A 26,689-nucleotide genomic window follows, 5' to 3' on the forward strand; every position below is an offset into this window, starting at 1 on the left:
CTTAAATGCCCCTTGCCTTATTAAATTTTTCTATATATTGATTACAAACTGATTCTATTTCTTCAAACTTTCCTGCCTCACCAAGCTTATTTAACTCTCCTCCAATGCCAACTAAAGAAGCTCCTGCTTCTACCCAAGTATCTATATTATCTAAGTTTACTCCACCCGTTACCATTATGTTTGCATATGGTAAAGGCCCCTTTACAGAACTTATATAACCTTGTTCAAGTGCATTTCCTGGGAATAACTTAACTACGTCTACTCCAATTTCATAAGCTGTTACTATTTCATTTATAGTCATTACTCCTGGTACATATGGAATATTATATCTATTACAAAGTATTGCTGTATCTTTATTAAAGGATGGTGAAACTATATATTTAGCTCCAGCTAATATAGCCATTCTAGCTGTTTCTGAATCTAAAACTGTTCCTGCTCCTATTACGACATCATCACAATTTTCATATTTTCCTGAAAGCTCTCTTATTATTTCATTTGCAAATTTATTTGTATATGTTACTTCTATAGCTTTAACATTACCCTTAATACAGCTTTCTGATATCTTAACACCAATTTCTTTTGTTGTGCCACGAACAACAGCAACTACTCCACATTCTTTTAAAGCCTTTAAAACCTTCATTCTAAACATAGGAAAAACCTCCATAAATTAATTATTTGTTTAAGCATCTTTAATACTTTATTATTCCATATATCCACCCTTCATAGGTGAAACTGCTTTTTCTGAGAATATCTTTAATATTCCTGATTCATATTTATTGCCTCTAGGTTTCCAATTTTCTTTACGCTTAGCTAAGATATTATCTATTTCATTTAAATCTAATCTTTTTCCATTAATTCCAACTAATTGTAAAACTCTCTTTTCTATATCTATTTCAACTAAATCATTTTCTTCTACTAAAGCTATTGGACCTCCTACTGCTGCTTCTGGAGAAACATGCCCTATAGCTGGCCCCCTTGATGCTCCAGAGAATCTTCCATCTGTAATAAGAGCAATACTAGAAGATAATTCTTTATCTGATGAAATTGCTTCTGTTGTATAGAACATCTCTGGCATTCCACTTCCCTTTGGACCTTCATACCTTATAAATACTGCATCTCCTGGTTTAATTTTTTTAGATAATATAGCTTCTATTGCTTCTTCCTCACTATCAAATGGTCTTGCTTTTAGTATAGCTTTATGCATTTCCTTTGGTACTGCAGAGTGTTTAACAACAGCTCCTTCTGGTGCAATATTTCCTTTTAATATTGCAATTGCTCCATTTTTACCTATAGGATTATTATATGGTCTAATTACATCTTCTCTTTTTAATCCAACCTTTTTTAAATACTCATCACATTTCTCATAAAATCCGTTTTTCTTTAAATCTTCTAAGTTTTCACCTAAGGTTTTCCCTGTAACAGTCATTACATCTAGATGTAATAAATCTTTAACTTCTTCCATTATTGCTGGAACCCCACCTGCATAATAAAAATATTCTGCTGGCCATTTTCCTGCTGGACGTATATTTAAAAGATATGGAGCGTATCTGTGTATTCTATCAAAACTTTCTTCATCTACATTTAATCCAAATTCATGAGCTATGGCTGGAATATGTAATAGAGAATTACTTGACCCTGAAATAGCTGCATGAATTACTATAGCATTTTCAAAGGATTTAGCTGTAACTATATCCCTTGCTTTTATATTTTTCTTTGCTAGCTCTATGATTTGTTTTCCTGCTTTTATTGCTACTTCTTCTAAATCCTTACAGGTTGCAGGCATTACTGCACTTCCAGGTAACATTAATCCTAATGCCTCAGCCATAACCTGCATAGTTGCAGCAGTTCCCATAAAGGAGCATGAGCCACAAGAGGGGCATGCATTATTTTTATAATAAGTTAATTCCTCTTCTGTAATTTCTCCACGTTTGCACATTGCACTGTAAGTTCCTATTTGTTCCAATGTTAAAAGATTTGGACCTGCCTCCATTACTCCGCCAGTAACAACAATTGATGGTATATTAATTCTTCCTATTGCCATTAAATGTGAAGGTACAGCTTTGTCACAGCTGGATATAAATACTCCACCATCAAAAGGTGTTGCATTAGCATGAATTTCTATAAGTGAAGCTATAGTATCTCTAGATGCTAAGGAATAGTTAATTCCATCATGTCCCTGTGCCATTCCATCACATATATCCGTTGCAAAATATCTAGCTGCTTTTCCACCTTTTTCTGTTACTCCTAGCACTGCATTGTTAGCAAACTTTAGCAAATGAACACTTCCTGGATGACTATCTCCAAAAGTGCTTTCAACTATTATTTGAGGTTTTGATAAATCTTCTGATGACCATCCCATGCCTCTACGAAGTGGATCCATTTCAGGTGCAATCTTTCTAATATCTTGACTAATCATATTAACCCTCCCTATTTAACTTATATATTTGTCTCATATACTTTTGGCTTAAAATATAGCTCGGATCATGGCATATCCACTTTCCGAGCTTCTTCTATTCATGCTTTATGTGTGTTTTATATGTAAGAAGCTTATCCCTTAACAAAAATCAATTAATAGAATATAATTTCTCCTTAAACAACATAAAAGCTCTAATATCTTTTACTTTAATTCTGGCCAATAACCTTTGTTAGCTTCAATTAAATCATCTAAAATATCTTTTGCTACCTTTGCACTTGGGATTGTCCTTGATAAAGTAAGAGCTTGCCATAGTTTTTGATAGCTTCCTTCTATCCAACTCTCAACAACTAGTTTTTCTACAGCCACTTGTTGTTCCATTAATCCCTTTTCGAATCTTGGAATTCTTCCTTGAACTAATGCTTCTGGTCCATTGCTTCCAACTATACACGGAACTTCAACCATAGCTGTTGGATCAAAGTTTTCTATAGCTCCTTTATTCTCTACAATACATAACATTCTTTCATGGGTGTTATATGCAATAGCTCTTGCTAAGTCAACAATAAATGAAGCATGGGCATCTATATGGAATTCTCCGCCCTTAGCTGTTCCAGCCTTAATTATCTCTTTTGCTGCACTAAATACATTCTTTTCTCTTCCATTCATTACTTCATTAGCTCTTGTATATTCAGCATTTGAATGTTCTACAACATAATCTGGATATAAATAATATTTTAAATATGTGTTTGGTAAGAAGTTTGGCTCAATAGCTATTAAATCCTTTGCCTTTTTATGAGTTTCTTGCCAACTTGGTTCTGTATGTTGTGTATCTACTTCTACTTGGTTTAAATATCCATTTTCTGCTACATAGGCCTTTAGTTTTGGCATTAAATCATTTCCTTGCTTATCTCTAACGCTAGTCCACCATCCAAAATGATTTAACCCGAAATAATTAACTTCTAAATCCGCTGGAGTTAATCCAACTATTTGAGACATACGACGAAGTGTACCCACTGGCATATCGCAAATATTCAACACCTTTGAATTTGGTTTTAATATACGGCATGCTTCTGCAACTATAGCTGCTGGATTTGAATAGTTTAACATCCAACAATCTGGAGAGTATTTTTCCATAAGGTCTATTAACTCCATCATTCCACCAATAGAGCGCATTCCATATGCTATACCTCCTGGTCCACAAGTTTCTTGTCCAACAATACCATATTTTAATGGAATCTTTTCGTCCTTTTCACGCATTTCATATTTACCAACACGAATGTGTGCCATACAGAAGTCTACATCGGTAAATGCTTCTTTTGGATCAGTTGTATATATAAATTCTATTTCCGGTGCATTTTCCTTTAATAGTATTTCTAAAGCCTTTCCTATTGTTTCTTGACGCTTTCCATCATTATCATATAATTTTAATTTACGTAATGGTAAACGGTGAATGTTATCTAATAACATCATTACTATTCCTGGTGTAAATGTACTTCCTCCACCTGCAATAACAATTGAGAACTTTTTATTTTGCTCCATAAAACTAACCACCTTTTTAATATTTTATAGGACTTTTCCTTTTAATATTTATCCTGCATTTTTTATATTTATTTTTGTATCTTCTATATTAATTTTGTGATTTCTTACAAGCTGATTATAGTAAAGTTACTTATTAGAGTAAACAGTTTTAAGTGCCAAAAACACGTGTTACCACAACTGACAACCTGTTTCAACATTAATGTAATTTTCTTCTACTTACAATCTACTTATATTTTATAAGAGTGGCTAAATTAATAACCACTCCCATGTAAAAATTTTTCTTTAATTTGTTTCTATTCCAAGATATTCATCTACACTCTTTCTTACACTTGTAACTTTTAGACCATAGACAACTTGCACATTTTCACCTTTAATTATTACTCCATTGGCAGCTGTTTCATCCTTTAATAATTGTTCATTTACTAGTGAAGAATCTTTTAAAACCAATCTTAATCTAGTATAACAATTGTCCACCTTTAATATATTATCTTTTCCACCAAGACCTTCTACTATAACCGGAGCAAAATCTGAACTCTCTGGCTTGTTGTCTCCTTTAGATTTTTCTTTGTAATCCTTTTTAGTATATAACTTTGTATTTCCGTCTTTTTCTCTTCCTGGAGTTTTAAGCTTAAGCTTAACTATTAAAAATCTAAATATAATATAATACACAACAAATTGTCCTAATCCAACTAAAATAAACATTGGCCATCCTGTTTTATCTATTCCAAGAGGTATATTATATAATAAGAAATCTATTAAACCATTTGGTCCTATAGCTGTAATGCCAAGAACATTCAATACCACCATTCCTAAACCGCTTAAAGCAGCATGTATTACAAATAATATTGGTGCTACAAACATAAAGGAAAACTCTATTGGCTCTGTTACCCCTGCTAATATTGATGTAACCGCAGCTGGGATTAAAATTGCTTTTATCTTAGTCTTATTTTCTGGTAATGCAGTATGATACATAGCTAAACAGGCTCCAATTAATCCAAACATCTTTGATAGTCCTCTAGCATCCCAAATAACTGATGCTGATAGTTTAGCTATATTAGTATCAGCCATTTCTGCAAAGTATATATTTCTTGCACCTTCGAATACTTTCCCTCCTATTTCAGCCACTCCACCTAAAGGACTATATAAAAATGGAGTATAAACTAAATGATGTAATCCAGTAGGAATAAGTAATCTCTCTAAAGTACCATATGTAAATATACCAATGTTTCCTGACCCTGTTATAAAGTTACCAAGACTTGAGATCCCATATTGTACTGAAGGCCATACATAGCTTAATAATATTGCTAAGCCAACAGCTATAGGTATTAATATTATAAATACTAATCTTGAACCACCATAAATTTGGAAAGCTCCATCAAATTCTTTTTCACAAAACTTATTATGGATATAGGCAACAACAATACCTAAAATAATTCCTAAGAAAACTCCCATATCAAGAACTTGAACACCTAAAACCATAGTTTGACCAGATCCTCTTAAGGCATCTGCTGGTACTAATTTCTTATTTAAATTTAAAAAAATGTTCATTGCATTTATAAATACTAAAAATACTAAAAGTGATGTAAATCCTGCTTCTGCTTTCTTTTTCTTTGAAAGTCCTATTGCAAGACCAACGCAAAATATAATTCCTAAATTTGTTAAAATTGAAACCAATGACCCTGATAGCATTTTACCTAATCCATATACTACTTCATTCTTTAAAAATGGAAGATATTCAGCTAACTTTGCATTTGTTAAAATATTTCCTATTGCAATTATTATTCCGGCTATTGGTAATATCAATACTGGAACAAACATTCCTTTAGAAAAGTTTTGTAGTTGATTTAATATCTTTTCCTTCATTATCATAACCTCCATTATTTATTTTTGAGAAATCATTTACATTTTATATTGTAATAACTCCTCAACTATCTGTATATAGATTTTCACATGTAAAAAACGTGTTACTTCTTTAGATAACACGTTACTTAATATTGCTATTTTTCTTTTTATAATATTCATATACTAATAACTCTATTAATACTAGTACCTTTGGGAAAAATGTATTTGGCATCAGATTTCTGTCATCTAATTTATTGGTATCTTTAATCTTAAATCTTACATCTGAAAGCTTACTTATGCTATTTTCACGTTCATTTGTAAAAGATACAACCTTAATATTATGTTCCTTTGCTGTTCTAACTTTATTTAATACCATTGGCGTTTCTCCAGATTTAGATATTACTATAATAGCACTTATAAAATCTAAGTTATTTTCAAACACACCTACGGAATCTGTCCCGTTAGACAAAATACATCTCTTACCCATAACTAAAAGTTTCTTATTTATATACTCTGCCACAATAGCTGAAAATCCATTAGCGTATATAAAAATAAACTTATGATCATCATTAAATAAAATATCTATAAAACTATCAATTGCCTCTCTACTATTTTCTTCTAATAAACTATCCATATTTAAGCTCTCTATAAAACTACTGTCATTTAAATTATCTTTCAATTCATTATTAGTTAAAGACAATAAATTATATTGCATTTCTAAAAAGCCAGAATAGCCAAGTTTTTTGGCTAATCTCATAATAGTAGATGTAGATGTAAAGTTATTTTTTGCAACTCCTCTTACTCCCATCTTATTTATGTCATGAATATTATCTATCATATAATTAAGAACTTCTATTTCTATTTCTGTAAGTCCTTTATTTTGAATAAACTTGGATATATCCATTCCATTGCCTCCATAAATTATTTACAAAATCATAAAGTAACTATATAAAAACTTACTGCTTTTATATAATCCTATAAATTAGATTTATTTATTTCACTATATTGAAATAAAATATATATGTCAAATTAGTTTGTGTAAATTTTCGTGTAAAATTCTAGTTAGCAATTTGTTTATATCCTAGAGTTTATATCCTAGAATAAATTATTAAGTAGATTTTTATAAATCTACTTAATCTTACCTGTTAGAGGAAAGTTCCTTTAGATTTTTACTTAGGGTATTAATTTCCTCTATAGATAAAGCCATTGAACTAATTTTTTCACCCTGTTCTCTAATTATTCCCTCAATTTCTTCTGTGGATGCGGAGTGTTCTTCAGTAATACTTCCTATTCCTTCAAGATTCATTTTTATGGGACCAAAATTGTCTACTACATTTTCAATAAACCTGTGCTCTTCCCCTAGATATTCACTCATCTTTTCAAAATACTTTTCAATTTTATTAAAGGAAGTATAAACATTATCAACAACCTTTATTCCCTCTTCTGTAGCTTTATTACCCTCTGATACTTTAATAACTGCATCATTAGTAATAAGATTAATTTCAGTTATGATTTCATAAATATTTTTTACTATTTCAGTTGTTTGCTGAGCTAATTTTTTAACTTCTTCTGCAACTACTGAAAATCCCCTTCCATATTCACCTGCTCTAGCTGCTTCAATACTTGCATTTAATGACAATAAATTAGTTTGAGCTGAGATTTCATAAATACTATTAATCTCAGAATTTATTTTATCAATACTACTTTTTAATTCATTTACTGTGTTTAAGGATATCTCTACAGCACCACTTATCATTTTCATAGTGCTATTCATAGAGTTAATCTTTTCAGATCCATCAATAACATTTTCCTTCATTTCATTTGATGTTTCAGATATTTTACTAGATACACTTCTCACTTTGTCTAATGAGGAATTGGATTTCTCTATTCCTACATTTATACCTAAAATACTATCCACTATTTCTTGAACTCCAATATTTATTTGGCTCATGGTATTACTTATATCCTCACTAGTGGCATTAACAAGGGTAATATCTTCTGAAAAAGCATCTATATTGTTATCTAAATCCTTAGTACTTTCCTTAATATTTAATAAAAGCAAATCTAATTTATCAACTAGCTCTTTACTTTCTAAGGATTTATTATTTGCTGACTGAATTAAGTTGCCCCCCCAACTAGTAAGGCAGTAAATTAGAATTATAACACCATTTAGTATTATAAAAAAATTCAACATATTTGAGAATGAAAAATTTTCACTTAAAATACTACTAGGATTCACAATAAATAAAGTTACAACACAGACATCCAAAAGAACTGCATTTATGACTAATAAGTTTTTTCTAAAGTATAATGTTGCACATATAATTCCTGCAATAAACACTAATATATCAGAAGCAATAGTCATTTGATTAAATTTTCCCAATAAAAAATATCCAAAGTTCGAAAGTATTATAACTGAACTAAAGGTTACTGCTTTTATCATATCCCTTATTTTCAAGAAATATATTACTGTTGAAACTATAATCACTATTATAAAGGGCAATAACTCATCTATATGTATTTCAAAGTTATTTATTGACATAGTAGTTACACTCATAAGTAAACACATTAGAACTATAGTTATATAATTGACCTTATGTATTTTTTCAAAACTAAAATTCCAAGCCTTTTCCATCTCGCACACCTCTTTTTAATTTTAATTAAGCTTAATTTAAATATTCACTATAAATATCGACATTATTTCTTATAACCTTAACTTGAAATTACAAAAAGAATCATTATTTGTATTTTATAATCATCTTTAAGCTAATGATTTTTTATTTCTACAATTTTTATTTGTTTAAGAATCTAGTTGTTATATATCAATAAATAAAATTTGTAGTGATAAACTATAATTGTAACACCTCGGTACAGGTGATATAATTTGATATCGAGGAGAAATGACTTATACCGAAATGTTACAAAACGGCTTGGCAATTACAAATATTTGAAGAAAGACTTGGTTTATTTTTAATATAAATGTATGATAATTGACATTTTACAGACATTAGCATCACAAGTAGCTATACTTTTCTAGTGTTAGTAATACCAAAAAAATAAAAATTACTAAAGTAAAAATTTACTTGTAGCAATTTTTAAATAAATCACATCTTATCTAATCAAAATTGCACAGAACCATGGATGTTCTCAATGCAATCTAAAATTTATATACACTTTTTTTATTAATAATTCACTAACTATTTATTATTTTCACAAATATTTATTATTTTTTTACATCTGTTAGCCACATAAGAATCATGTGTTACTATAACTACCGTTTTACCTTCATCGTTGAATTTTTTTAATAAGTCAATAACCAAATCTCTATTGTGCTCATCTAAAGACCCAGTTGGTTCATCTGCCAATATGATTTTACAAGGTTTTAACATAATTCTTGCTATAGCAACTCTTTGTTGTTCTCCTCCACTTAATTCGTATATTTTGTGTTTCTCGTAATTCTCTAATCCTACATATTTTAATGCTTCATCTATCCTACTTCTTTTTTCCTTTTTGCTGCCAGGTGCATATTTTAAAGGCAAATTTAAATTATATTCTACATTTTCATCATCAACTAGGGCAAAATTTTGAAAGAGATAGCATATTTTTTCTCTTAATATTTCATTAGCTTTAGAACTTCCAGGAGATATATTTTTATCTCCATCAAGAATTAATTCACCTTCATCAAAATCTTCAAGTAACCCAATAATGTTAAGTAAGGTGCTTTTCCCACTACCACTAATACCCATTAATGCTATAAAATCTCCATCATTTATAGTCATTGAAAATTTATTTAATATGGTTTTATTTCCATATACCTTTGTTACATTTTTCAATTCAATTATAGCCATAGCTTATCCACCTTTCGTAACCTTAATAACTTTTCTAGTTTCAACAAAATTTAAAAACAGGAAGGAAATTATATATTCAATAATTATCAAAATTACTATGAATGGAAATATTTTAACTGATTTAATAATTAATATAGAAATAACTGAAACTAATATCCAATTTAAAAATATTCCTATAAAATAACTCTTATATTTACTAATTTTTTTATAACCATGAAATTTTTGAATTGCCAAACGCACTTTATTTTGTTCAAAATAGTTGATTACATTTTGAAGTATAATTGTCATTATACCTATAAATAAAATCAACATGATTAGAATCATGAATTGTATATTTTGTTTTGTATTTCTTATTTGTTCTTGAACACTGCTATATAATGAAAATACAGGAAACCTATAGATATTGAAATCAAAGTATTTTTTAATATTATCCAGAATTGTTTCAATTGAATTTGAAGAATCACCAACTTTTATTTTAAAAGGATTACTCTTAAAACCAAACAAGACACTATAATCAGACAAGTCACCATTACTTTCAGTTAATACCCTAGCTATTGGATCAGAAACCATATTACCATCAACAGGATTTACATCAATTAAATAAGAAAAAAACTTTTGATTATCTTTTATCCATATTATTTTAATATTCTGTTTTGCTACAATAGATTTTGGTTTATTCTTTATCTCTTCTTCTTTGGAATTATAGCCTTCCTTTATAAACTCATTGTATTCTATTATTTCTTTTTCTTTAGAGTGATATTTTTCTGGTACTAAAAGTATATATTCCTTATCATTTTCTAAAATATTGACCCTATTATTATTTTCGTCTAGTACTTTATTTTCTTTTAAATAATTAGGGTTAATGGTAATAGTATCTATTTTGTATGTTTCATTATTAGCACTAGACTTCTCTTTTTCGTAATATCCTGGCATAAAACTTCTAAAGTCAGCCAAAATAGAACCACTCTTATTAAAAGTATAGTAAAGTTCTTTTTCTTTTTGTCTATATTCTAAATTATATGGATCACCTATATTTGTTGTAGTTTGCATTTCTGGAACAATGTAATATTCTCGGGTTTTTTCCCAATTTTCATATGAATAGCTAAAGCTAGATTTTATAATTTGATATTTACTATAACAATTAATAGATAAAACAATAAAAATAACAGTAAATATTATTTTTATAAAAGTATTGAAATATATGATAAACTTAATTGGTTTTTTATTTTTAAGCATATTAGATATCTTAATAAAATTAATAAACATAAATGGTAGGCTTATTAATATTATTGAAGCAATAATCATTACTGCATAAATCTGTAATAATTTATTCAGGAAGTTAAAAAAATACAAATTATAAACTTTAAAGTTTATTAAAATTAAAATTAGTGTTGTAATTAAAATTGATAGTATTTCAATTTTAATTATTGGAAATATTCTTTTGGCTAAAATATTTTTCTTATTAAATCCCAGCATTTTTTCAATGGCGATACTCTTATATGAATTCAAGATGTTATATACAATCAAAAGAACCATAACAAAATAACAAACAACTGAAATTATCTTATATGCTGAATTATCTGGATCATTTAATGTGTCATTTCCAGAATTAATAAGATGAATTCCTTCTAGATTTAAATCCTTCACAAACTTTTCAAAATCACTTTTATTAGGCATTGTAATATAAAAATTTCTTGAAAATATATTACTATCTAATTTGCTTTTTAAAGTTCTAATTTCAAAATAATTTTTTCCTGTAAAATCACATATTTGACCAATTTGATTTTCATCATTTGTTTTTTTTGTAGATAAATACTTATTAGATTCACTTTCAAAATCATTCATAAAACGACCATTATTCAACTTTATATTTTTAAATATATCACTATTTGCGAACATAATATAATCTATATATTTAGAATCATTTCCATCATCTAAAACATATGAGCAATATAAATTTCCATTATATTTTTTTAAATAGAATTTTAAAATTTCATATACTTCTGTTGGTTTTTTTTCTCCAATGGAAATAACAACTTTTGTTGTATTACTTCTATCTCCTAAATTAATCATTTTATTATATTGATTATATTTTTCTTCGTAAAATAATGAATTAAAACTCATAGTTGTTATAAAAATAAATATTATTGCTAAAAAAATATTTTTTTTCACTGTTTACCTCTCATTTACTTTCTATTATCATATTCTCTTTTTTTATAATAATAAAACAGCCTCCTATGATATTTTTATTTTATCATAAAAAACTGTTATATTTTGTAATCAAAAAATTTTCTCACAGGCTCTACTTTAACAAATTCATTAATCTATTGTATTCATCAAAATATAAATTTCTTTTATCATTTGATGAAAAAACCTGTTCTGAATTTTGAAATTCATTATATTCTTTAGGTTTTTCACGGTCTCCCTTGATATAAACTATAAAGTCACTATCTTTATATTCAATAGGAAACTTCCCATAGAAAGGTGTTGAATAATTATATATTTTTATATTGTTCTCATCATAATTCTTCACACCTTCTTTTAAATCTGTTAAACAGAAGATATAGTCTTTATTATCTTTTATAAAATTATACCCCTCAAAAGTAGATACAGTATTGCCTTGCAATCCTACAGGTTCATAAATTTTTATCCGTCCACCACTAATATCACCTTTTAACACCTTATCAACTTGAACTTCTGTTAAAACTGCATCTTCAAGAACCTTCCTATTTCCTACGCACCTTCCCTTAACAATGTACTTATATATTGAATCTGTATTTTTAGCTTCATCTACGTTTATATAAGTTCCATTGCTATATTCTATATCATCATAAGGACAATACGCAAATGAATTACACTTATTATTAATACTATCAAATTTAAACTCTGTAATTGAAAATCTTACTATTATCCCTATAATAATACATATCAAAGTTCCTATTCCTATGATTAAATAAAATGTTCTATTTTTTATATTCATATTTAAACCTCTTTTACTTTACCAAAATCTATTTTGAAGATTTTATCGCTAAGTAATTCTATATCATTTTTATTATGACTAGCAATTAATATTGTACTCCCATTTTCCTTTAAAGTTTTTAAAATTTCTAGAAGTTTTTCTATACTTTCTTCATCTAAAGAATTTGTTGGTTCATCAAGAATTATTAAATCTGGAGATTCCATTAGAGCTTGTACTAAAGCTAACTTCTGTTTCATCCCTAATGAATACTTTCTAAATTGTCTTTTATCCATGGGATCTAATCCCAATTTAGTCATCCAATTACATATAGTTTCCTCACTAATTTTTGATTTAATACTTGCTAAATTTTTTAGACACTGTAAACCAGTTAGGTCTTCCCAAAAACCTGGAGTTTCTATGATTACACCACATGACTCCGGGAAATCAATATCCTTAGTTATTATTTTACCATCTATAATAACCTCGCCTTGTGTAGGGATAATTAGCCCACATATAGCTCTAAATAACATGGTTTTCCTGGAACCATTTCTGCCTATAAAACCATAGATTTTTCCTTTATCTAATTTTAAATCTATATTATCTAGAACAGTATTTCCTTTAATTATTTTTGTAAGTTTATTTATATCTATATAACTCATAAATCCTCCTCTAATAAAATTCTGTTTTTCTAATTTGTTTTATTCCAATTAGTATAATAATAATTAAAATAATGAAATCATATAATATAGCTTCACTAAAGCTGTATCCTACAATATACTTAGAAAAATACTTTATGGATCTATCAATATATTCATTATCTTGAACTGTAATAAATTGTTGAGTGAATGGTATATATTTAAATAAAACTGTATTTTTTGAAGATAAATAATAAAAATTTAGCACGCTTATTATGTAGGCTAAATTACTAATGATATATCCATAAGAAGAATTTATTTTTATACTAATTAAATTTGAAAGAATAACTAGTATGTACTGAGTTAAAATCGTCAATATCAATACCTTCCAAGCTATACAAATGAATTCTTTAAAATCAATAATTTTGTATCCTAAGAAATAAAAAAATATAAAAGCCACTATAAATAATAGAATATCTACTAGCGTTATCTTAATTAAAATTTCTACTAATTTGTTCAATAGCCATTTTATTCGTTTATTAGTTCTAGTAAAAAAGTAAGCTGCATTTTTATCTAGCTCATAAGATAATGAATCTGCAAACATAGAAATCATTACTGACATAGGAATTATTGATATTATGATATGAATAATACTTATATCTTGGCCAAGAAATTGGTAAGAAAAGTAGTATAAATACATGTCTTTTATATCATTACTAATACCAACCAAATCACTTGATAATATATATGAAATACAAAAAGTAACGCATAATTGTAGAAATAAATATTTGAAACTTTTACGTTTTATCACCATAAATCTCAACTACCTTATCCTTATTATTAATAGAGAATATTATAAAAATGTAATTATTCATACTCTTTACTTTTCCTCCATACCCCTAATACCCCGGTAATAGTAATTACACTTATCCAACCTAATATAATAATATAAAAATCAGTTAACTTACCTGGCCAACATTGAATATACATTTGGAATTGATATTTCATTGGCAATACAAATGTAGAAATATTTACACTTAGAAAAGTAATAATTAATAAAGTTAGTTGATTAATTCTAAGCAAAAGAGATATGTTAAATGCAATGACAGATATTAAAGCACAAAATATTGATATGATAAATATTATAAAATAATTATAAAAATAAGGATGATTTAAATATAAATTATTACAAAACTGTCCTGAAATTTTCGAGTTATTGATAACTAATTGATAAGCTGGCGTACCACTTCCACTAAGAACGCCTATATTAGGTATTGTTATTTGTGTCAGAACTTCATTAATTCCTAGTCCAATAAATATGGTAAAAAAAACAACTGTAAAGTTTGTAATAATCTTTGAAATTAAATATAAAACTTTCCTCTCTCTTACAAAGTAATAAGGACAAATGTTATTTTCCCTTTCATAAATAAATGAATCTGAATAAATAAAAGCAGAAATAATTGGTAAAGCAAAAAGTAACAAAAAATATAATTGCCTTTCATCAGGACTTCTTATCAAACTTAATTCATTAGTACTTGTTAAATTCAATGAATTAGCATTAAAATATTTAATACAAACATTAAAATATGAAATAATTGAAATTGTCCAAACTGATAAGAAACATATTTTAAATTTGAAATTATTAATACAATTTTTGAAGTCTAACTTTAATAAAGATACCATCAAAATCATCCCCCCTTATTAACTATTTGCTATTATATCCAATTATACCTTTTTTTCTTAAATATAAACAACCTTATTGAAAGTTATTAATATGATAGGTTTTAGACTTATAATTTCACAAACTATTCTTAAGAAAACAACGGATAAGCATTAAGTGCAATATTTATTTTAAAATTATATGTTATTAATGCAAAAAATCTAATTATATAGGATTAAAGACAGTGATTAAAAATAAACCTTTCTTCCTATACAGTATATTTAGTGTCCTTTTCAAATTCAAATTTTCGTCACATTTTTTTTATTCAGAAAAGAAAAGCCATAAGAAAATTTATTCCTTACAGCTTTATCCTATATTATATACTATTGAAAATGTTTTGGTGTTGTTTTATTTATTACTTCTTCTATAGCATGAAGAAACTCTTCAGTTCCACTCCTTCTTTTAAGCCTAAAATATAATGCTGATAAAAATCCTTTATGATTGCAAATTAAATTATGGTCCTCTGGATAGACTCCTATCTTTTCCATATTCTCAAAGCCTTTTATCCAGTTTAAAATTTTTTCTTTTGATATAACTTTTCTTTCTATTACATTAATAGTTGTTGTTACTAATCTTTCTTCTTCGTTATTCACATAAACATAATAGTTTATACCTACCTTTTTCTTTATCCCATTTAATATTTCTATTAACTCTCTTTCCTTTATTTCCTTACAACTTACAAGCTCCTCAAGTGCATCTGCAGTATGTGCAACCGTGTGTGCCCATCCTTTAACCATTACATATCCTCTTACGTCTTTTTCTTCATTTAAATACCTAATTACAGCTTTATAGATTCTTATTATCTCTGCTTCGTTAAAAAGCTTAACCTCATTTTCGTTATGACTATATACAATACATTCTACAATTAACATACTAAATGATCTATTAAAAACAGAGTCATCTTCAATTTTACCAATATTATAAAATAGATGCTTTTCACTTAATATTATCTCTAATATATCTTTTACCTCTTTATCTGTTAGCTTTTTTTCTATAATCATGTTACAAAGAAGTTCTAATATAAGGTTATCCCTCAATTCTGCATCTACTGATCCTATATTATCTAAGCATTGAAGTGCTAACTCATAATTATTTACTTCCTCAGGAATAATCCAATTATTATCCCTAATACTTCTTAGTTTTTCCTTTAATTCATTTGCATTACTCATAATTCTTCCCCCTACCCAGTATAGAAACTTTTACCATAATCTATATTGTAACATATTAACTCTCTCCATATGTGTCAGCTTTATTTTATTAAACATTTATATTTTTCAATATCTCTTTAGTCTAATATGCTTAATGCACAAAATACTGTATTAACTAAAAATCCTGAGTTTATTATTACAACAGCTCAAATTACTATATTATTATCATAAAAATAATTCCTATCATCTTAGGTTTCTCTCTCTTTATTATTTGTGAAATATCTTTGCGCCTATAAAATATTTTTTATATTACTTTAGACATTCTTCTACAAATAGTTTCATACCTTTTTTTCTTATATAAAATTTATTCCTGCTAGAATAATATCTTCAACTTTTTTCATCAAAGTATTATGACTTTCTGTAATATAGTTAAAATTATATTTATTTTTTATAATCTTTTATGAACTAATATTTTTAATTGCCCTAAAAGCTATGAACATAGAATTGGTTTATACTTATAAGCTCAACTTATTCTTTAGCAAAAACTTCAACAAAACCACTGCATAGAATAAATTCAGCTTAATAAGCGTAGCTTTAAATCCTTATCACTCTATGGCTTAAAAATAAAAAGACATCTTGTATCTTTTACTATTGAAACATATACATTGGAATATTATAATGAAATATGTGTTATCATAAAAATTGGAAACACTAAAATACGTTTTATTGTGATGCCTTAATATTTTTAATGTTAATGGATAACAAGCCAAGGATTATTCTATAATTGTTGGCTTTTATTATAGATTTTAAATTTGATACAAAAGAGGAGATAATATGGATAAAAAAACAACTTTCAAGAATACCGAACTGAAAAAAAGCTTTTTTATATCATACTTGCGTTTTTTTATATTGATAGTTTTTTCTGTTGGAATTATATCTACTGTTTCATTTTTTAGTGCTAAAAAAGCCTTAAGTAATTTAGGAGAATCAGCATTAAAAAACAGAATTGAAATGGGACTTGCTATGATGGATAGTTTAGAAACTCAAGTACAAAAAGGGTCTTTAACTCGAGAGGATGCTGAAGAAATATTTAGGTATGAAATGCTAAATAAAAAGCAATCTGATGGAAAAACTAGAGGCCTTAATGAGAAATTAGAATTAGGCATAGAAGCATATATGTATGCCATTGATAGTAAAGGTATAGAAAAAATGCACCCTTTTAAAGAGGGAGAGGATATATCTGAAGTTAAGGATGCACGAGGACAAAGTGTAACAGGACTTATATTTCAAGAAGGAAATAATCCTAAAAATCAAGGTATAATACATTTTATGTGGAAAAATTCTGAAGAAACTAAGGAAAAACCCAAAGTTAATGCAGTGGGATATTTTGAGCCTTGGGATTGGTATATAAACGTAGGATGCTACAATGAAGATTTTTATAAACCAGCATACAAAATTTTAAATGTTATACTTATAATAGCATCAATAATATTAATAATTTCTTTTTTACTAATAAACAGTTTAATGAAACAGAAGGTAAATCCACTTAGTGATATAGTAAACTCTATGGAAATGGCATCAGAAGGCAATATTAACACAAAGGTCAATATTAAAAATAAAGATGAAATAGGATATATAGGTGAGATATTTAATAGAATGATAGCTGAAATAAGAACTATCCTGTTAAAAATAAAGGAAATATCTATTACTCTTGAAGAAAAATCTTCTCTTATAGATTCCTCAACTAATGTTACTTTAGAAAGTTCTAATAATATAAAAGATGCTATGGAGGAAATATCCGCTTCTATAAATGACTCCACAAAAGAAATGCAAAATAGTTTTGATAGTATGCAGTTATTATCAGAGAACATAACTTTAATTAAAAAAAATAGTATGGTTATGGAAAAAGAGGCAAGAGAAGCTAATAGCTTGAACTTTAATATTGTAAATATATTAGGTGAATTAGAGAAGAAAAATGAGGAAAATGTTAATTCATCTAAAGAAACCAATACCAATATACAAGAATTACTTAATAAATCAAATGCCATAGTAGGAATCGTAAGTACTATAGAACAAATCTCTAGTGAAATAAATCTTCTTTCTTTAAATGCTTCCATAGAATCTGCTAGAGCAGGAGAAGCTGGAAGAGGTTTTGCAGTAGTATCAGAACAAATTAAAAAATTGTCCAATGACACCTCTGAAGCTGTAAAACAGATAAATATTTTAATAAATGAATTAATAAATGTAATTAATATTTCCGTAAGCAGTGTAGAAAAGTCTGAAAAAGTAGCACAAGGTCAGATAGAAACTATAAATGAAACACGAAAAACCTTAGAAAGAGTAATTGATTTTATAGAAACAATGCCAAATATCATTAAAGAAAATGTAGAAAAAATTGATCAAGTATATAACCAGAAAGATAGTGTAAGTTCTTCTATGGATTCTGTACTTTCAGTAACAGAAGAAATATCTGCATCTTCTGAAGAAATAACAGCATCTACTGTAGAAGTAAAAGACAAGATGGATTATATTAAGGATTTAGCAAAGGAATTAGATAACTTTTCAAAGGAACTTAATGATAGTATAAATCATTTTTCTTTATAGATGCAAAAAAGGTTATTATCTCTTAAAATTTATAAAAAACTATTTGCAACCACTTAAAATAAGGGGTGGCAAATAGTTTTTATCATTAGATTTTATGAATATATTTATTTCTATCCAATTTTTAAAGATTTATATTTTTTTCTTTTTTATATATTACTTAACGCAATTTTAAATTATGCTGAAAGGTTATACTGAAATGTAGAAATATTGATTTTGTGCAAAGATGCACCCCCTAAAAACTAGGGGGCGTAATGTTATATCTATATACTTAAACATATTAAATCAATTTATTGTAAATATTCATATCTGCTTCTTTTAACATAAGTTTTCCCATCCTTGGAACAATTCTATTGAAATGCTCAGATTTTAAGTGCTCCTCCAAAGCCTCTTTATTTTCCCACTCTTCAATCATTGTGAGAATTGTTGCATCCTGCTCATCTTGATACATTTCATACTTTATGCATCCTTTCTCTTTTCTTGTTATTTCTACTAGTTCTTTGCTTAATTCAATAATTTCATCAATTTTATCCTCTTTAGCAAAGTTTTTAGCAACTACTTTTATCATATATACCTCCTAATTTATATGTTTTTATACTACATGATATTATTATAAAAAATAAGTATATACATAACAAGTACGTACTATTTTGTATTCTACTACTTAAAAGGATACTATAGGGAGTATTTTAACTATGGACCTAGCTACTCTCCCTTAGAATTTAAAAATAAAAACTATCCATGTACTTTTGAAATTACAATGAGTTTGAAGGGTAGAAACTATAATCCACTTATTAATTATAGTTTTAGTATTGCATCTTTAATCTGCTCTTCAATATCTGCTAGGATTTCAAGGGTGTCTCCCACAGCTTCTAATCTACCTTGAGTTGCTAGAGTTTGACATTTACCAAATAATCTAGATTGTTTTTCTTTTAGTGTTGATATTAGGACTTCTCGATTATTAAAATACTTTGCAAAATCTTGAGACCTTCTTGCGGATACTGGAAATGCAAAATATATTAAATGAGACATTTCTCTATCTGTAATTTTTTTATTTCTAAATTCATTTGCCTTTATATTTATCGCTTCTCTTCCAAAGAGAACTTTTGATTCTCTTGCTACTTTTTCTTGGTTTATATATATAGTTTTAAAATTTTTAATTGCTCTTAAAAAAATTTCATCTTCACTTAAATCAGATTCTTTCTTAGGAGAAAACCAGTAATGATAAGGTCCTTTCCTACACTGTATTTTATCAGATTTCCAAGCTAAGTCTAATTGATTTAAAGGTAATGACACAAAAGGATAGCCATGAGGATCATGTAGTAATACTTCATTATTATTCATTTCCAAGGCTAAAACATAATGATCAGATCCACTTAGATATTTATGATTAGGTAAATATGTTAAAAACCCCATATCTACAGGCCCTACCATAATTGGAGAATCGGATAAAACTTTTGAAAATTCCTCTAAGGGAAGTTCACCTCCATCTTTGCTAACTCTTTCATTTACACTAAAGCCTAAGGAATGAAATGCTGCATTAATTGCAACATCTGGACTAGTTACAGAGTTGTCAAAAAACAGTAACCCATCTTCAATGGAGGCACCTAATGAAAATCCTGTAAGTACTTCTATTAAAGAAGGACTCACCTCTTCACTTATTGTAGATAACAGCATGGAAGCAGAGTTAGAATAACAATATGACCCATTTCCTTTATATGAAACCATGTAATCAATCCTTTCAATTATTATATTATTTACCCACTAATACAAACACATTTTTATCTGGAGCTTCTAATACTGCAACATGACCAGATTCAGTTTTGAAAGGCTCTCTAATCCAATTAACATTTGGATTTTTACATAAGTTATTGTATGCCTCTACAACATCATCAACATATATTTCTATATCCATTACCTTGAGATCAGAATCATTTTGAAGAACAAGCTCTGAGCTATTTTTTTCAGGAAACCTTAATCCAATTAATGTACAAAGACTACCATTATTTAATTTCCTTTCAACTTTCCAATTCTCTTTTAACCCTAAAGAAGTATAGAAATCAACAGAACTTTCAATATCCGAAGTATAGATGGATACACACTCTAATCTTTTAAACATAATTTAACCTCCTAATTAGTATTTTTTTATTATCAATGTAAATATAACATGTATTTATGACATCTATTGACGTAATTATTATGAGAAAGTTATAATAATTAAAATAATATCTTTTGTATAAGGTAGCATTATATAAATTTAAGTTTTACATCATTTCTTTATAAGAGTTTTTACAAAAATAAAATATAGGAATTAGGAGTAAAAATATGAATAAATCTAAACGATTAGTAGATTTGATAATTGTTATTAATAGGAAACAAAGCTTTACAGCAAAGGATTTAGCAGAGGAATTCGGAGTCTCAATACGTACAATACAAAGAGACTTAAAAGATTTAGAAGACTTAGGGGTTCCATTATACACAGAACTTGGTCCTAAAGGTGGATATAGATTGCTAAATAAAAAAATCTTGCCTCCTATAGCATTTACAGAAAATGAAGCTATAGCAATATTCTTTGCCTATCAGTCCCTTCAAAATTATGCCTCATTACCTTTTGATGATGATGCTATATCCGCATTAAGTAAGTTTTATAATTATCTTCCGGATAATACTAAAGATAAAATTGATGTGATGCGAAACCGTGTTTTATTTTGGGTACCAAAAAGAGATGAGGACAATCCATATCTAAAATTTATTTTAGAAGGAGTAATTGAAAGAAAAATTTTATCAATTGAATACGAATCTATTAATGGTGTTAGCTATAGAGACATTTTACCCATAGGCATATATTCACATAATGGATATTGGTACTGTCCAGCCTTTTGTTTAAATAAACAATCCTACAGATTATTTAGAGTTGACTATATTAGATCAGTGACTATAAAAAAAGATTCAACCCTAGAAAAACCTATTGGTGACATAAGTCTAAAGGATTGGTTTGAGCCATCAAGGCCTGAAAAAACTGTAAAATTAAAGGTAAAGCTTTCTAAAAAAGGAGTGAGAAAGTGTCAATTAGAACCATGGTTGGATAAAAAGATAATAATAAATTATGACGGAACTGGGTTTATTGACACAGCTATAGATATAAGAGATGTAGACTATTATTCAGATTTTTTACTAGGTGTAGGTACAGATGCAACTATTGAATCACCTTGCGAAATAGTTGATTTAATTTTAGAGAAAATAGATAATATAAAAAATAATTATAAAAGTAATCCTATATAACCTATTTTTAGGCTTCCATAAATTTTCCTCTCATTATATTAACATCTGTAAATATATGGTTCGTATCAGTTACTTATTTGTGTTGGCTTTACAGGATCAGGGTGGATATTTATATAAATATTAAGCGAATGTTCTATTTCTTTTTCAGCACAAAATAATTCATTATGTAGTTCCAACAAATCTCCATCTGATGGAACTACTACATGAACAGATGCAAAAAAACGATTAGGTCCATAATTATGCAGCATCAAATCATGAACGCTTATAATATTTTTATTTGCAAGAAGCTTTTCTTTTATTTCACTTGCCACTTTAGGGTCAGGACTTTGACCCATCAATGGTTTTAATGTATCCATGGCTGCTCTAAATCCAGAATATAGCATAAACAAAGAAGCTATGGTTCCTGCATATCCATCAACCTGGCAGTTTAAGAAATGAGCCATGAGATAGGAGCCTAATGTAACTGCGGTTACAAGAGCATCACATAGACTATCCAAAGCTAAAGCATTAACAGCCACAGATTCTATTTTTTTACCTGCATATCTGTTAAATAATCCTATGCTTAACTTCACCAAAATCGAGAATGCAAGACCAATTAAGGTAGCCCAATTAAATACAACACTTTCTGGATGTAAGATTTCCTGTATGGAACTTTTGATGAGTTTCAATCCCACTATAAGGATGAAAAAAGAAACAACAAATCCTGATATATATTCAATCCGTCCATATCCAAAAGGATACTTTTTATTGGCAGGTTTTTTAGCCAATTTGAAGCTTACTAAAGTAATTCCAAAAGATCCAGCATCAGACAAATTATTAAAGGCATCCGCAGTAATAGCAATACTGTTTGATATCCAACCCATTATTAGTTTAAAAATGAATAGTAAAATATTGCTGAGAATACCCACCATACCTACAAACATTCCATAGTTTTCTCTGCTTCCTTTTAATAAAACCTTCATACTAATCCTCCTTTCCTTATTTATTTCATCATATCATCTGATGATTAAAAATAGTTTTTACTAATAATATAATGCAGTCTATTTAATGGTTTTTCCTGCACATTCCGCACAAATCCCATAACATTTAACACGAATATCCTTTATTTCAAAGTTGTATTTGTTATGAATTTTTACTATTGATTCACTAATAAGCAGATTTTCTGCAACATCTATAATCTTTTCGCAACCCATACAGATGAGGTGGGGATGTACAGAACTTTTTCCCTCTGTATTAAGCTCATATTTGTTTAGCTCATCCCTTTTATCAAAACTTGTAACCATCCCTAATTCATCCATGATTTGCAATGTTCTATAAACAGTAGCAACTCCTAAAGTATGGTCTTTTTTTCTAGCTATCTCCCATATATCCTTTGTACTTAGATGTTCTCCTAAGCTTTCCATCATTATATTCCAGATAATCTGCCTCTGCTCTGTTAATTTATATCCTTTTTCTTTAAGCAACACCTCAAAATTTTTCATTATATTCAACCCTATAGCTATCAATTTAAGGGGCCAGATTATTTATGCTTAACATAATGATCATGATGATACCCATGTCCATAATGTTCATGATGTCTGTGATGTTCATAATGTTTGTTATGTCCATCATGTCTGTGATATTCATAATGACCTGCGCCCTGCTCTTGATACCCTTCCTTTCTATAAGAATTTTCAGCTACTTCTAAACTTGCACACAATTTTTCAGTAAGTATAAACAATTGTTTCTGTTCATCCTCTGTTAATCCCTGGAATAAAGATTCTACAAATGCATCTTTACTTTCAGACATTTTTTGAGCCACTTTTTCTCCTTCCCCAGTTAAATAGATTCGCATTACCCGCTGATCCTTGTTGTCCTGTTTCCTTACAATCAGACCACTCTGTTCCAGCTTTCTCAACATCTCTGTCATTGAAGATGGACGTACATCCAGTTGCTCTGCCAAATCTCTTTGACTAGCACCGTTGTTTTGAAGAATTAAAAGAAGCAAATTTGCTTGCCCATGATAGAGCCCACCTTTACCATGGTTTTCTCGATGAGATGTGCGGTGCATTTGACGATTTAAGCGATGCAAAGCACCATATAACTCATTTAAATTTGTTTTTGACATACGATTTTCCTCCTAAGTATCTTCAACTTTAGTTAGGTACCTAATTTTTTTTAGTATATCAGTGTCTTTTGCCTATGTCAACAAAAATGTTTAGGTTCCTAATTATTTTCTATATAATCTACAACTTCACTATTTCTCTACTTTCCTTAGGAAAAATCTTTTATAAAAAGTGTAGCAACTAATTCTATAATTATATTCATCCTATCATCTGATGTTTAGTTTTTAAAATTTTTATATGGCATTTTTATTGTATAAATAATAATGCCATATCAGTCCTTATCCTACAGAATTCATTAATATTACAGTGATTTTAATTAGGAACCTAAATTATTAGAGATATCCCTATTATAATAGTATATGTTATCTCATAATTTATGCTATTGATTTCGTGGACATTAAAAAACACCTCAGTAATACGTAGAATAAGCTCAAAATTTTTCAATTTGACTTTCTTCTCTATGGACAACAAGTTTTTCTACAACAGTTGCTTCATGGTTATATCCAAGTAATCATTTGTATAGTTCCTTGCAGCGGAAGTATCTTGTCTTTCTATTGCTTTATAAACCTGGTCATGATATTGAATTTGCCTCTTAACTGACTCAAAATCTGAAATTACTTCTTTTAAAGAATCTTTCATAGTTTGAGAAAAAGTTATATAAAGATCCTTTAAAACGCTATTTTGCGTAGCAGATGCCATAGCATTGTGAAATTCCCAATCATGTTCAACATAGGCATTAATATCATTAGTTTTTTCAGCGGATCTTCTTTTATCTAAACTACTTTTCATTTCTAATAAATCTTTTTCTGTTCGATTCATAGCTGCTAATTCAGCAATTTGAAGTTCCAACATTCGTCTTACTTCATAAATTTCCAACAAGGATGCTCTTCTTAATCTTTGATCTAGAGGCTCACTAATAACATATTCTTTACAGACAAATGTTCCTTCTCCTTGTCTAACTTCAAGCAACCCTGAACTAGATAAAACTTTTATTGCTTCTCTTAAAGTTGAACGCCCTACCCCAAATAACTCCATCAATTCAGGTTCTGTAGGTATTTTCTGACCTGGTATATAATATCCCAAAGATATATCTTTTTGTAATTGATGTATTACTTGATCAACTAATTTATGTGGAATCATTTTACGTTTTTCATTCATCAGATCATCACATCTCCCATTTTAAATATAGGACTTATTCAACAACTTGTCAAATATTACAAAGTCTTAACTTATAAAATTACATCTATGGTTATTTTTTTAAAACTACTTGAGATTATGCTACCAAAATATTTATTTTATTAAAAAGTTAACCTTTATCACTAAAATCTATCTAAAAAAAGGAAAAAATTCATCTGTTAGATTTTGAGGATAAACAGATAAAAATACAAAATCATATTTCTGTAATTTTACATACTCTACAATGTCTCCCTCATAGTATCTAGGATCTATTATATCTATTTGTGAACACAAAGAAGAAAAGAAAGCTATGGTTGGTACTATTAGGGAATCCTTTATAAAAGCCACTTTTAGCCCTTTAGGATTTTCAAAATTATTTATTTTCACAAATGGTCGATTACCTAATAAATATGTAAAATATTTATCCGATTCGGCATTTAATAAATCTATGTCTGCATTAAAAGGATAAGCTAGCATTAGACTTTCTTCAAATCTTCCATTTAACTCAAATTTTTCTTTTTTAGAATCTGTATAATATCTATAATTTGTTTTAAATTTAGGATAAATTAAAGTAAAATCATCAATTCCTCCATATAGTTTTCCAGTTTTTCTTCCCATAGATCCAAGAAATGAATTGGGATACACAATAGTGTTATAATTATTGATATCTCTGTAATAATGATTTTCATCTAAATGCATATTATATTTTTTATTCAATTGGTCAGTTAATTCACCAAATGCCCAAAAGGCTGTTTCAGTTCTCCAGTGATGATCTGTGTTAAAAAACAGCTGATCCTTTTGAATACCACTGTTTAAAATATTATCTCTAAAGTCAATATAACTTACACTATTTTCTTTAAGTTCATTTAAAAACTCATTTGCTGTTTCATTACTATAAGAGTAAGGTATTCCTTTAGGAAATTGTGTGACTCCTTGTATGTATTTATCTGGAGTCATTAAATAAACAAAATTAGAACCATTCTTTTGTACTTCATCAGAAAATTTAAAAACTCTCTTTGATAGTTCTTTTACCACCTTTGGACCATTTGCAAAATATGAGTAGTGCATTTTTCCCTCAGTATCTTTTACAACACTAAAGCTTGAAAAATCATTCTTATCCATAAGTTTTTGCATATACCCATATGTTTCGATAAACATACCTTTTTTAATTATCCTGTCATTTACTTTTCCATCTACTGCTGTGATGGTTTCCTTTAAACTCAATTTTTTATCCGCTGAATTCTTTATTTCACTTAACACTTCTTTACCAGAATAACTTATATTAAATGCAGAAAAAGTAAATAAAACCATTAAAAAAATAATTGTTGCTATGGACCGTACTTTAAAGAAAGTATTCATCTCTTTCCTCCTATAATAAGATTTATAGTCAGTTTTATACTAATTTGTAGTAAGTAACTTCA

23 protein-coding genes are annotated in these 26,689 nt (G+C 28.1%); 2 read left to right on the forward strand and 21 right to left on the reverse strand.

What is annotated here, in order from left to right; genetic code table 11:
• Position 1 precedes the first annotated feature (1 nt).
• From KQI89_RS07605 to KQI89_RS07665, 13 genes are all read right to left on the reverse strand, one after another.
• Positions 2-649, reverse strand: coding sequence for a bifunctional 2-keto-4-hydroxyglutarate aldolase/2-keto-3-deoxy-6-phosphogluconate aldolase (locus tag KQI89_RS07605; RefSeq protein WP_216456571.1), 648 nt, complete (start codon positions 647-649; stop codon positions 2-4).
• Between the two features lie 51 nt (positions 650-700).
• The gene (ilvD, locus tag KQI89_RS07610; RefSeq protein ID WP_216456572.1) at positions 701-2,416 is read right to left on the reverse strand and encodes a dihydroxy-acid dehydratase; all 1,716 of its coding nucleotides are present in this window, start codon (positions 2,414-2,416) and stop codon (positions 701-703) included.
• Positions 2,417-2,617: 201 nt separating this feature from the next.
• Entirely contained in the window at positions 2,618-3,952 is a 1,335-nt protein-coding gene (locus KQI89_RS07615; RefSeq protein WP_032122450.1) for a 6-phospho-alpha-glucosidase, read from the reverse strand.
• A 282-nt stretch (positions 3,953-4,234) separates the two neighbouring features.
• The gene (locus KQI89_RS07620; protein WP_216456694.1) at positions 4,235-5,818 is read right to left on the reverse strand and encodes a PTS transporter subunit EIIC; all 1,584 of its coding nucleotides are present in this window, start codon (positions 5,816-5,818) and stop codon (positions 4,235-4,237) included.
• A gap of 118 nt (positions 5,819-5,936) precedes the next feature.
• Positions 5,937-6,698 (reverse strand): MurR/RpiR family transcriptional regulator, encoded by a 762-nt coding sequence (locus KQI89_RS07625; protein ID WP_032122452.1) that lies wholly within the window; start codon positions 6,696-6,698, stop codon positions 5,937-5,939.
• 234 nt (positions 6,699-6,932) lie between these two features.
• Positions 6,933-8,429 carry a methyl-accepting chemotaxis protein gene (locus tag KQI89_RS07630; protein WP_246582972.1) on the reverse strand — a complete coding sequence of 499 codons (1,497 nt, stop codon included), beginning with the start codon at positions 8,427-8,429 and terminating at the stop codon, positions 6,933-6,935.
• Between the two features lie 562 nt (positions 8,430-8,991).
• Positions 8,992-9,642, reverse strand: coding sequence for an ABC transporter ATP-binding protein (locus KQI89_RS07635; RefSeq protein ID WP_216456573.1), 651 nt, complete (start codon positions 9,640-9,642; stop codon positions 8,992-8,994).
• Between the two features lie 3 nt (positions 9,643-9,645).
• Positions 9,646-11,814, reverse strand: coding sequence for a DUF1430 domain-containing protein (locus KQI89_RS18015; RefSeq protein ID WP_216456574.1), 2,169 nt, complete (start codon positions 11,812-11,814; stop codon positions 9,646-9,648).
• A gap of 130 nt (positions 11,815-11,944) precedes the next feature.
• Positions 11,945-12,622 (reverse strand): hypothetical protein, encoded by a 678-nt coding sequence (locus KQI89_RS07645; RefSeq protein ID WP_216456575.1) that lies wholly within the window; start codon positions 12,620-12,622, stop codon positions 11,945-11,947.
• Positions 12,623-12,624: 2 nt separating this feature from the next.
• On the reverse strand, positions 12,625-13,260 hold the full coding sequence (locus KQI89_RS07650) for an ABC transporter ATP-binding protein (RefSeq protein WP_216456576.1): 636 nt from the start codon (positions 13,258-13,260) through the stop codon (positions 12,625-12,627).
• A 10-nt stretch (positions 13,261-13,270) separates the two neighbouring features.
• The gene (locus KQI89_RS07655; protein WP_216456577.1) at positions 13,271-14,050 is read right to left on the reverse strand and encodes a hypothetical protein; all 780 of its coding nucleotides are present in this window, start codon (positions 14,048-14,050) and stop codon (positions 13,271-13,273) included.
• A 53-nt stretch (positions 14,051-14,103) separates the two neighbouring features.
• Positions 14,104-14,922 (reverse strand): hypothetical protein, encoded by an 819-nt coding sequence (locus KQI89_RS07660; protein WP_216456578.1) that lies wholly within the window; start codon positions 14,920-14,922, stop codon positions 14,104-14,106.
• 357 nt (positions 14,923-15,279) lie between these two features.
• Positions 15,280-16,125, reverse strand: a complete 846-nt coding sequence (locus KQI89_RS07665) for a DUF2785 domain-containing protein (RefSeq protein ID WP_216456579.1) — start codon at positions 16,123-16,125, stop codon at positions 15,280-15,282.
• Between the two features lie 813 nt (positions 16,126-16,938).
• On the opposite strand from KQI89_RS07665, the gene KQI89_RS07670 reads away from it, so the two are divergent.
• Positions 16,939-18,708: a methyl-accepting chemotaxis protein gene (locus KQI89_RS07670; RefSeq protein WP_216456580.1), complete on the forward strand. Its 1,770-nt coding sequence runs from the start codon at positions 16,939-16,941 to the stop codon at positions 18,706-18,708.
• A gap of 277 nt (positions 18,709-18,985) precedes the next feature.
• On the opposite strand, the gene KQI89_RS07675 is transcribed toward KQI89_RS07670, so the two are convergent.
• The 3 genes from KQI89_RS07675 to KQI89_RS07685 all read right to left on the reverse strand — a co-directional run bounded on the left by KQI89_RS07675 (position 18,986) and on the right by KQI89_RS07685 (position 20,824).
• Positions 18,986-19,273, reverse strand: a complete 288-nt coding sequence (locus KQI89_RS07675) for a putative quinol monooxygenase (RefSeq protein ID WP_216456581.1) — start codon at positions 19,271-19,273, stop codon at positions 18,986-18,988.
• 230 nt (positions 19,274-19,503) lie between these two features.
• Entirely contained in the window at positions 19,504-20,433 is a 930-nt protein-coding gene (locus tag KQI89_RS07680) for a hypothetical protein (RefSeq protein WP_216456582.1), read from the reverse strand.
• A 25-nt stretch (positions 20,434-20,458) separates the two neighbouring features.
• Positions 20,459-20,824 carry a VOC family protein gene (locus KQI89_RS07685; protein ID WP_216456583.1) on the reverse strand — a complete coding sequence of 122 codons (366 nt, stop codon included), beginning with the start codon at positions 20,822-20,824 and terminating at the stop codon, positions 20,459-20,461.
• A 206-nt stretch (positions 20,825-21,030) separates the two neighbouring features.
• Between KQI89_RS07685 and KQI89_RS07690 the strand changes: the two genes are divergently transcribed.
• Positions 21,031-21,987 carry a helix-turn-helix transcriptional regulator gene (locus KQI89_RS07690; protein ID WP_216456584.1) on the forward strand — a complete coding sequence of 319 codons (957 nt, stop codon included), beginning with the start codon at positions 21,031-21,033 and terminating at the stop codon, positions 21,985-21,987.
• A 65-nt stretch (positions 21,988-22,052) separates the two neighbouring features.
• Here the strand turns inward: KQI89_RS07690 and KQI89_RS07695 are convergent, their stop codons facing one another.
• The 5 genes from KQI89_RS07695 to KQI89_RS07715 form a co-directional block, all read right to left on the reverse strand.
• On the reverse strand, positions 22,053-22,949 hold the full coding sequence (locus tag KQI89_RS07695) for a cation diffusion facilitator family transporter (protein ID WP_216456585.1): 897 nt from the start codon (positions 22,947-22,949) through the stop codon (positions 22,053-22,055).
• A 78-nt stretch (positions 22,950-23,027) separates the two neighbouring features.
• Entirely contained in the window at positions 23,028-23,468 is a 441-nt protein-coding gene (locus KQI89_RS07700; RefSeq protein WP_246582973.1) for a Fur family transcriptional regulator, read from the reverse strand.
• A gap of 38 nt (positions 23,469-23,506) precedes the next feature.
• Positions 23,507-24,094 carry a MarR family winged helix-turn-helix transcriptional regulator gene (locus KQI89_RS07705; protein WP_216456586.1) on the reverse strand — a complete coding sequence of 196 codons (588 nt, stop codon included), beginning with the start codon at positions 24,092-24,094 and terminating at the stop codon, positions 23,507-23,509.
• Between the two features lie 475 nt (positions 24,095-24,569).
• Positions 24,570-25,250 (reverse strand): FadR/GntR family transcriptional regulator, encoded by a 681-nt coding sequence (locus KQI89_RS07710; RefSeq protein WP_216456587.1) that lies wholly within the window; start codon positions 25,248-25,250, stop codon positions 24,570-24,572.
• A 168-nt stretch (positions 25,251-25,418) separates the two neighbouring features.
• Positions 25,419-26,627, reverse strand: a complete 1,209-nt coding sequence (locus tag KQI89_RS07715) for an alginate O-acetyltransferase AlgX-related protein (protein WP_216456588.1) — start codon at positions 26,625-26,627, stop codon at positions 25,419-25,421.
• Positions 26,628-26,689: the final 62 nt, after the last annotated feature.

It is taken from the genome of Clostridium simiarum (genome assembly GCF_018919175.1).
GTDB lineage: Bacteria > Bacillota > Clostridia > Clostridiales > Clostridiaceae > Clostridium_L > Clostridium_L simiarum.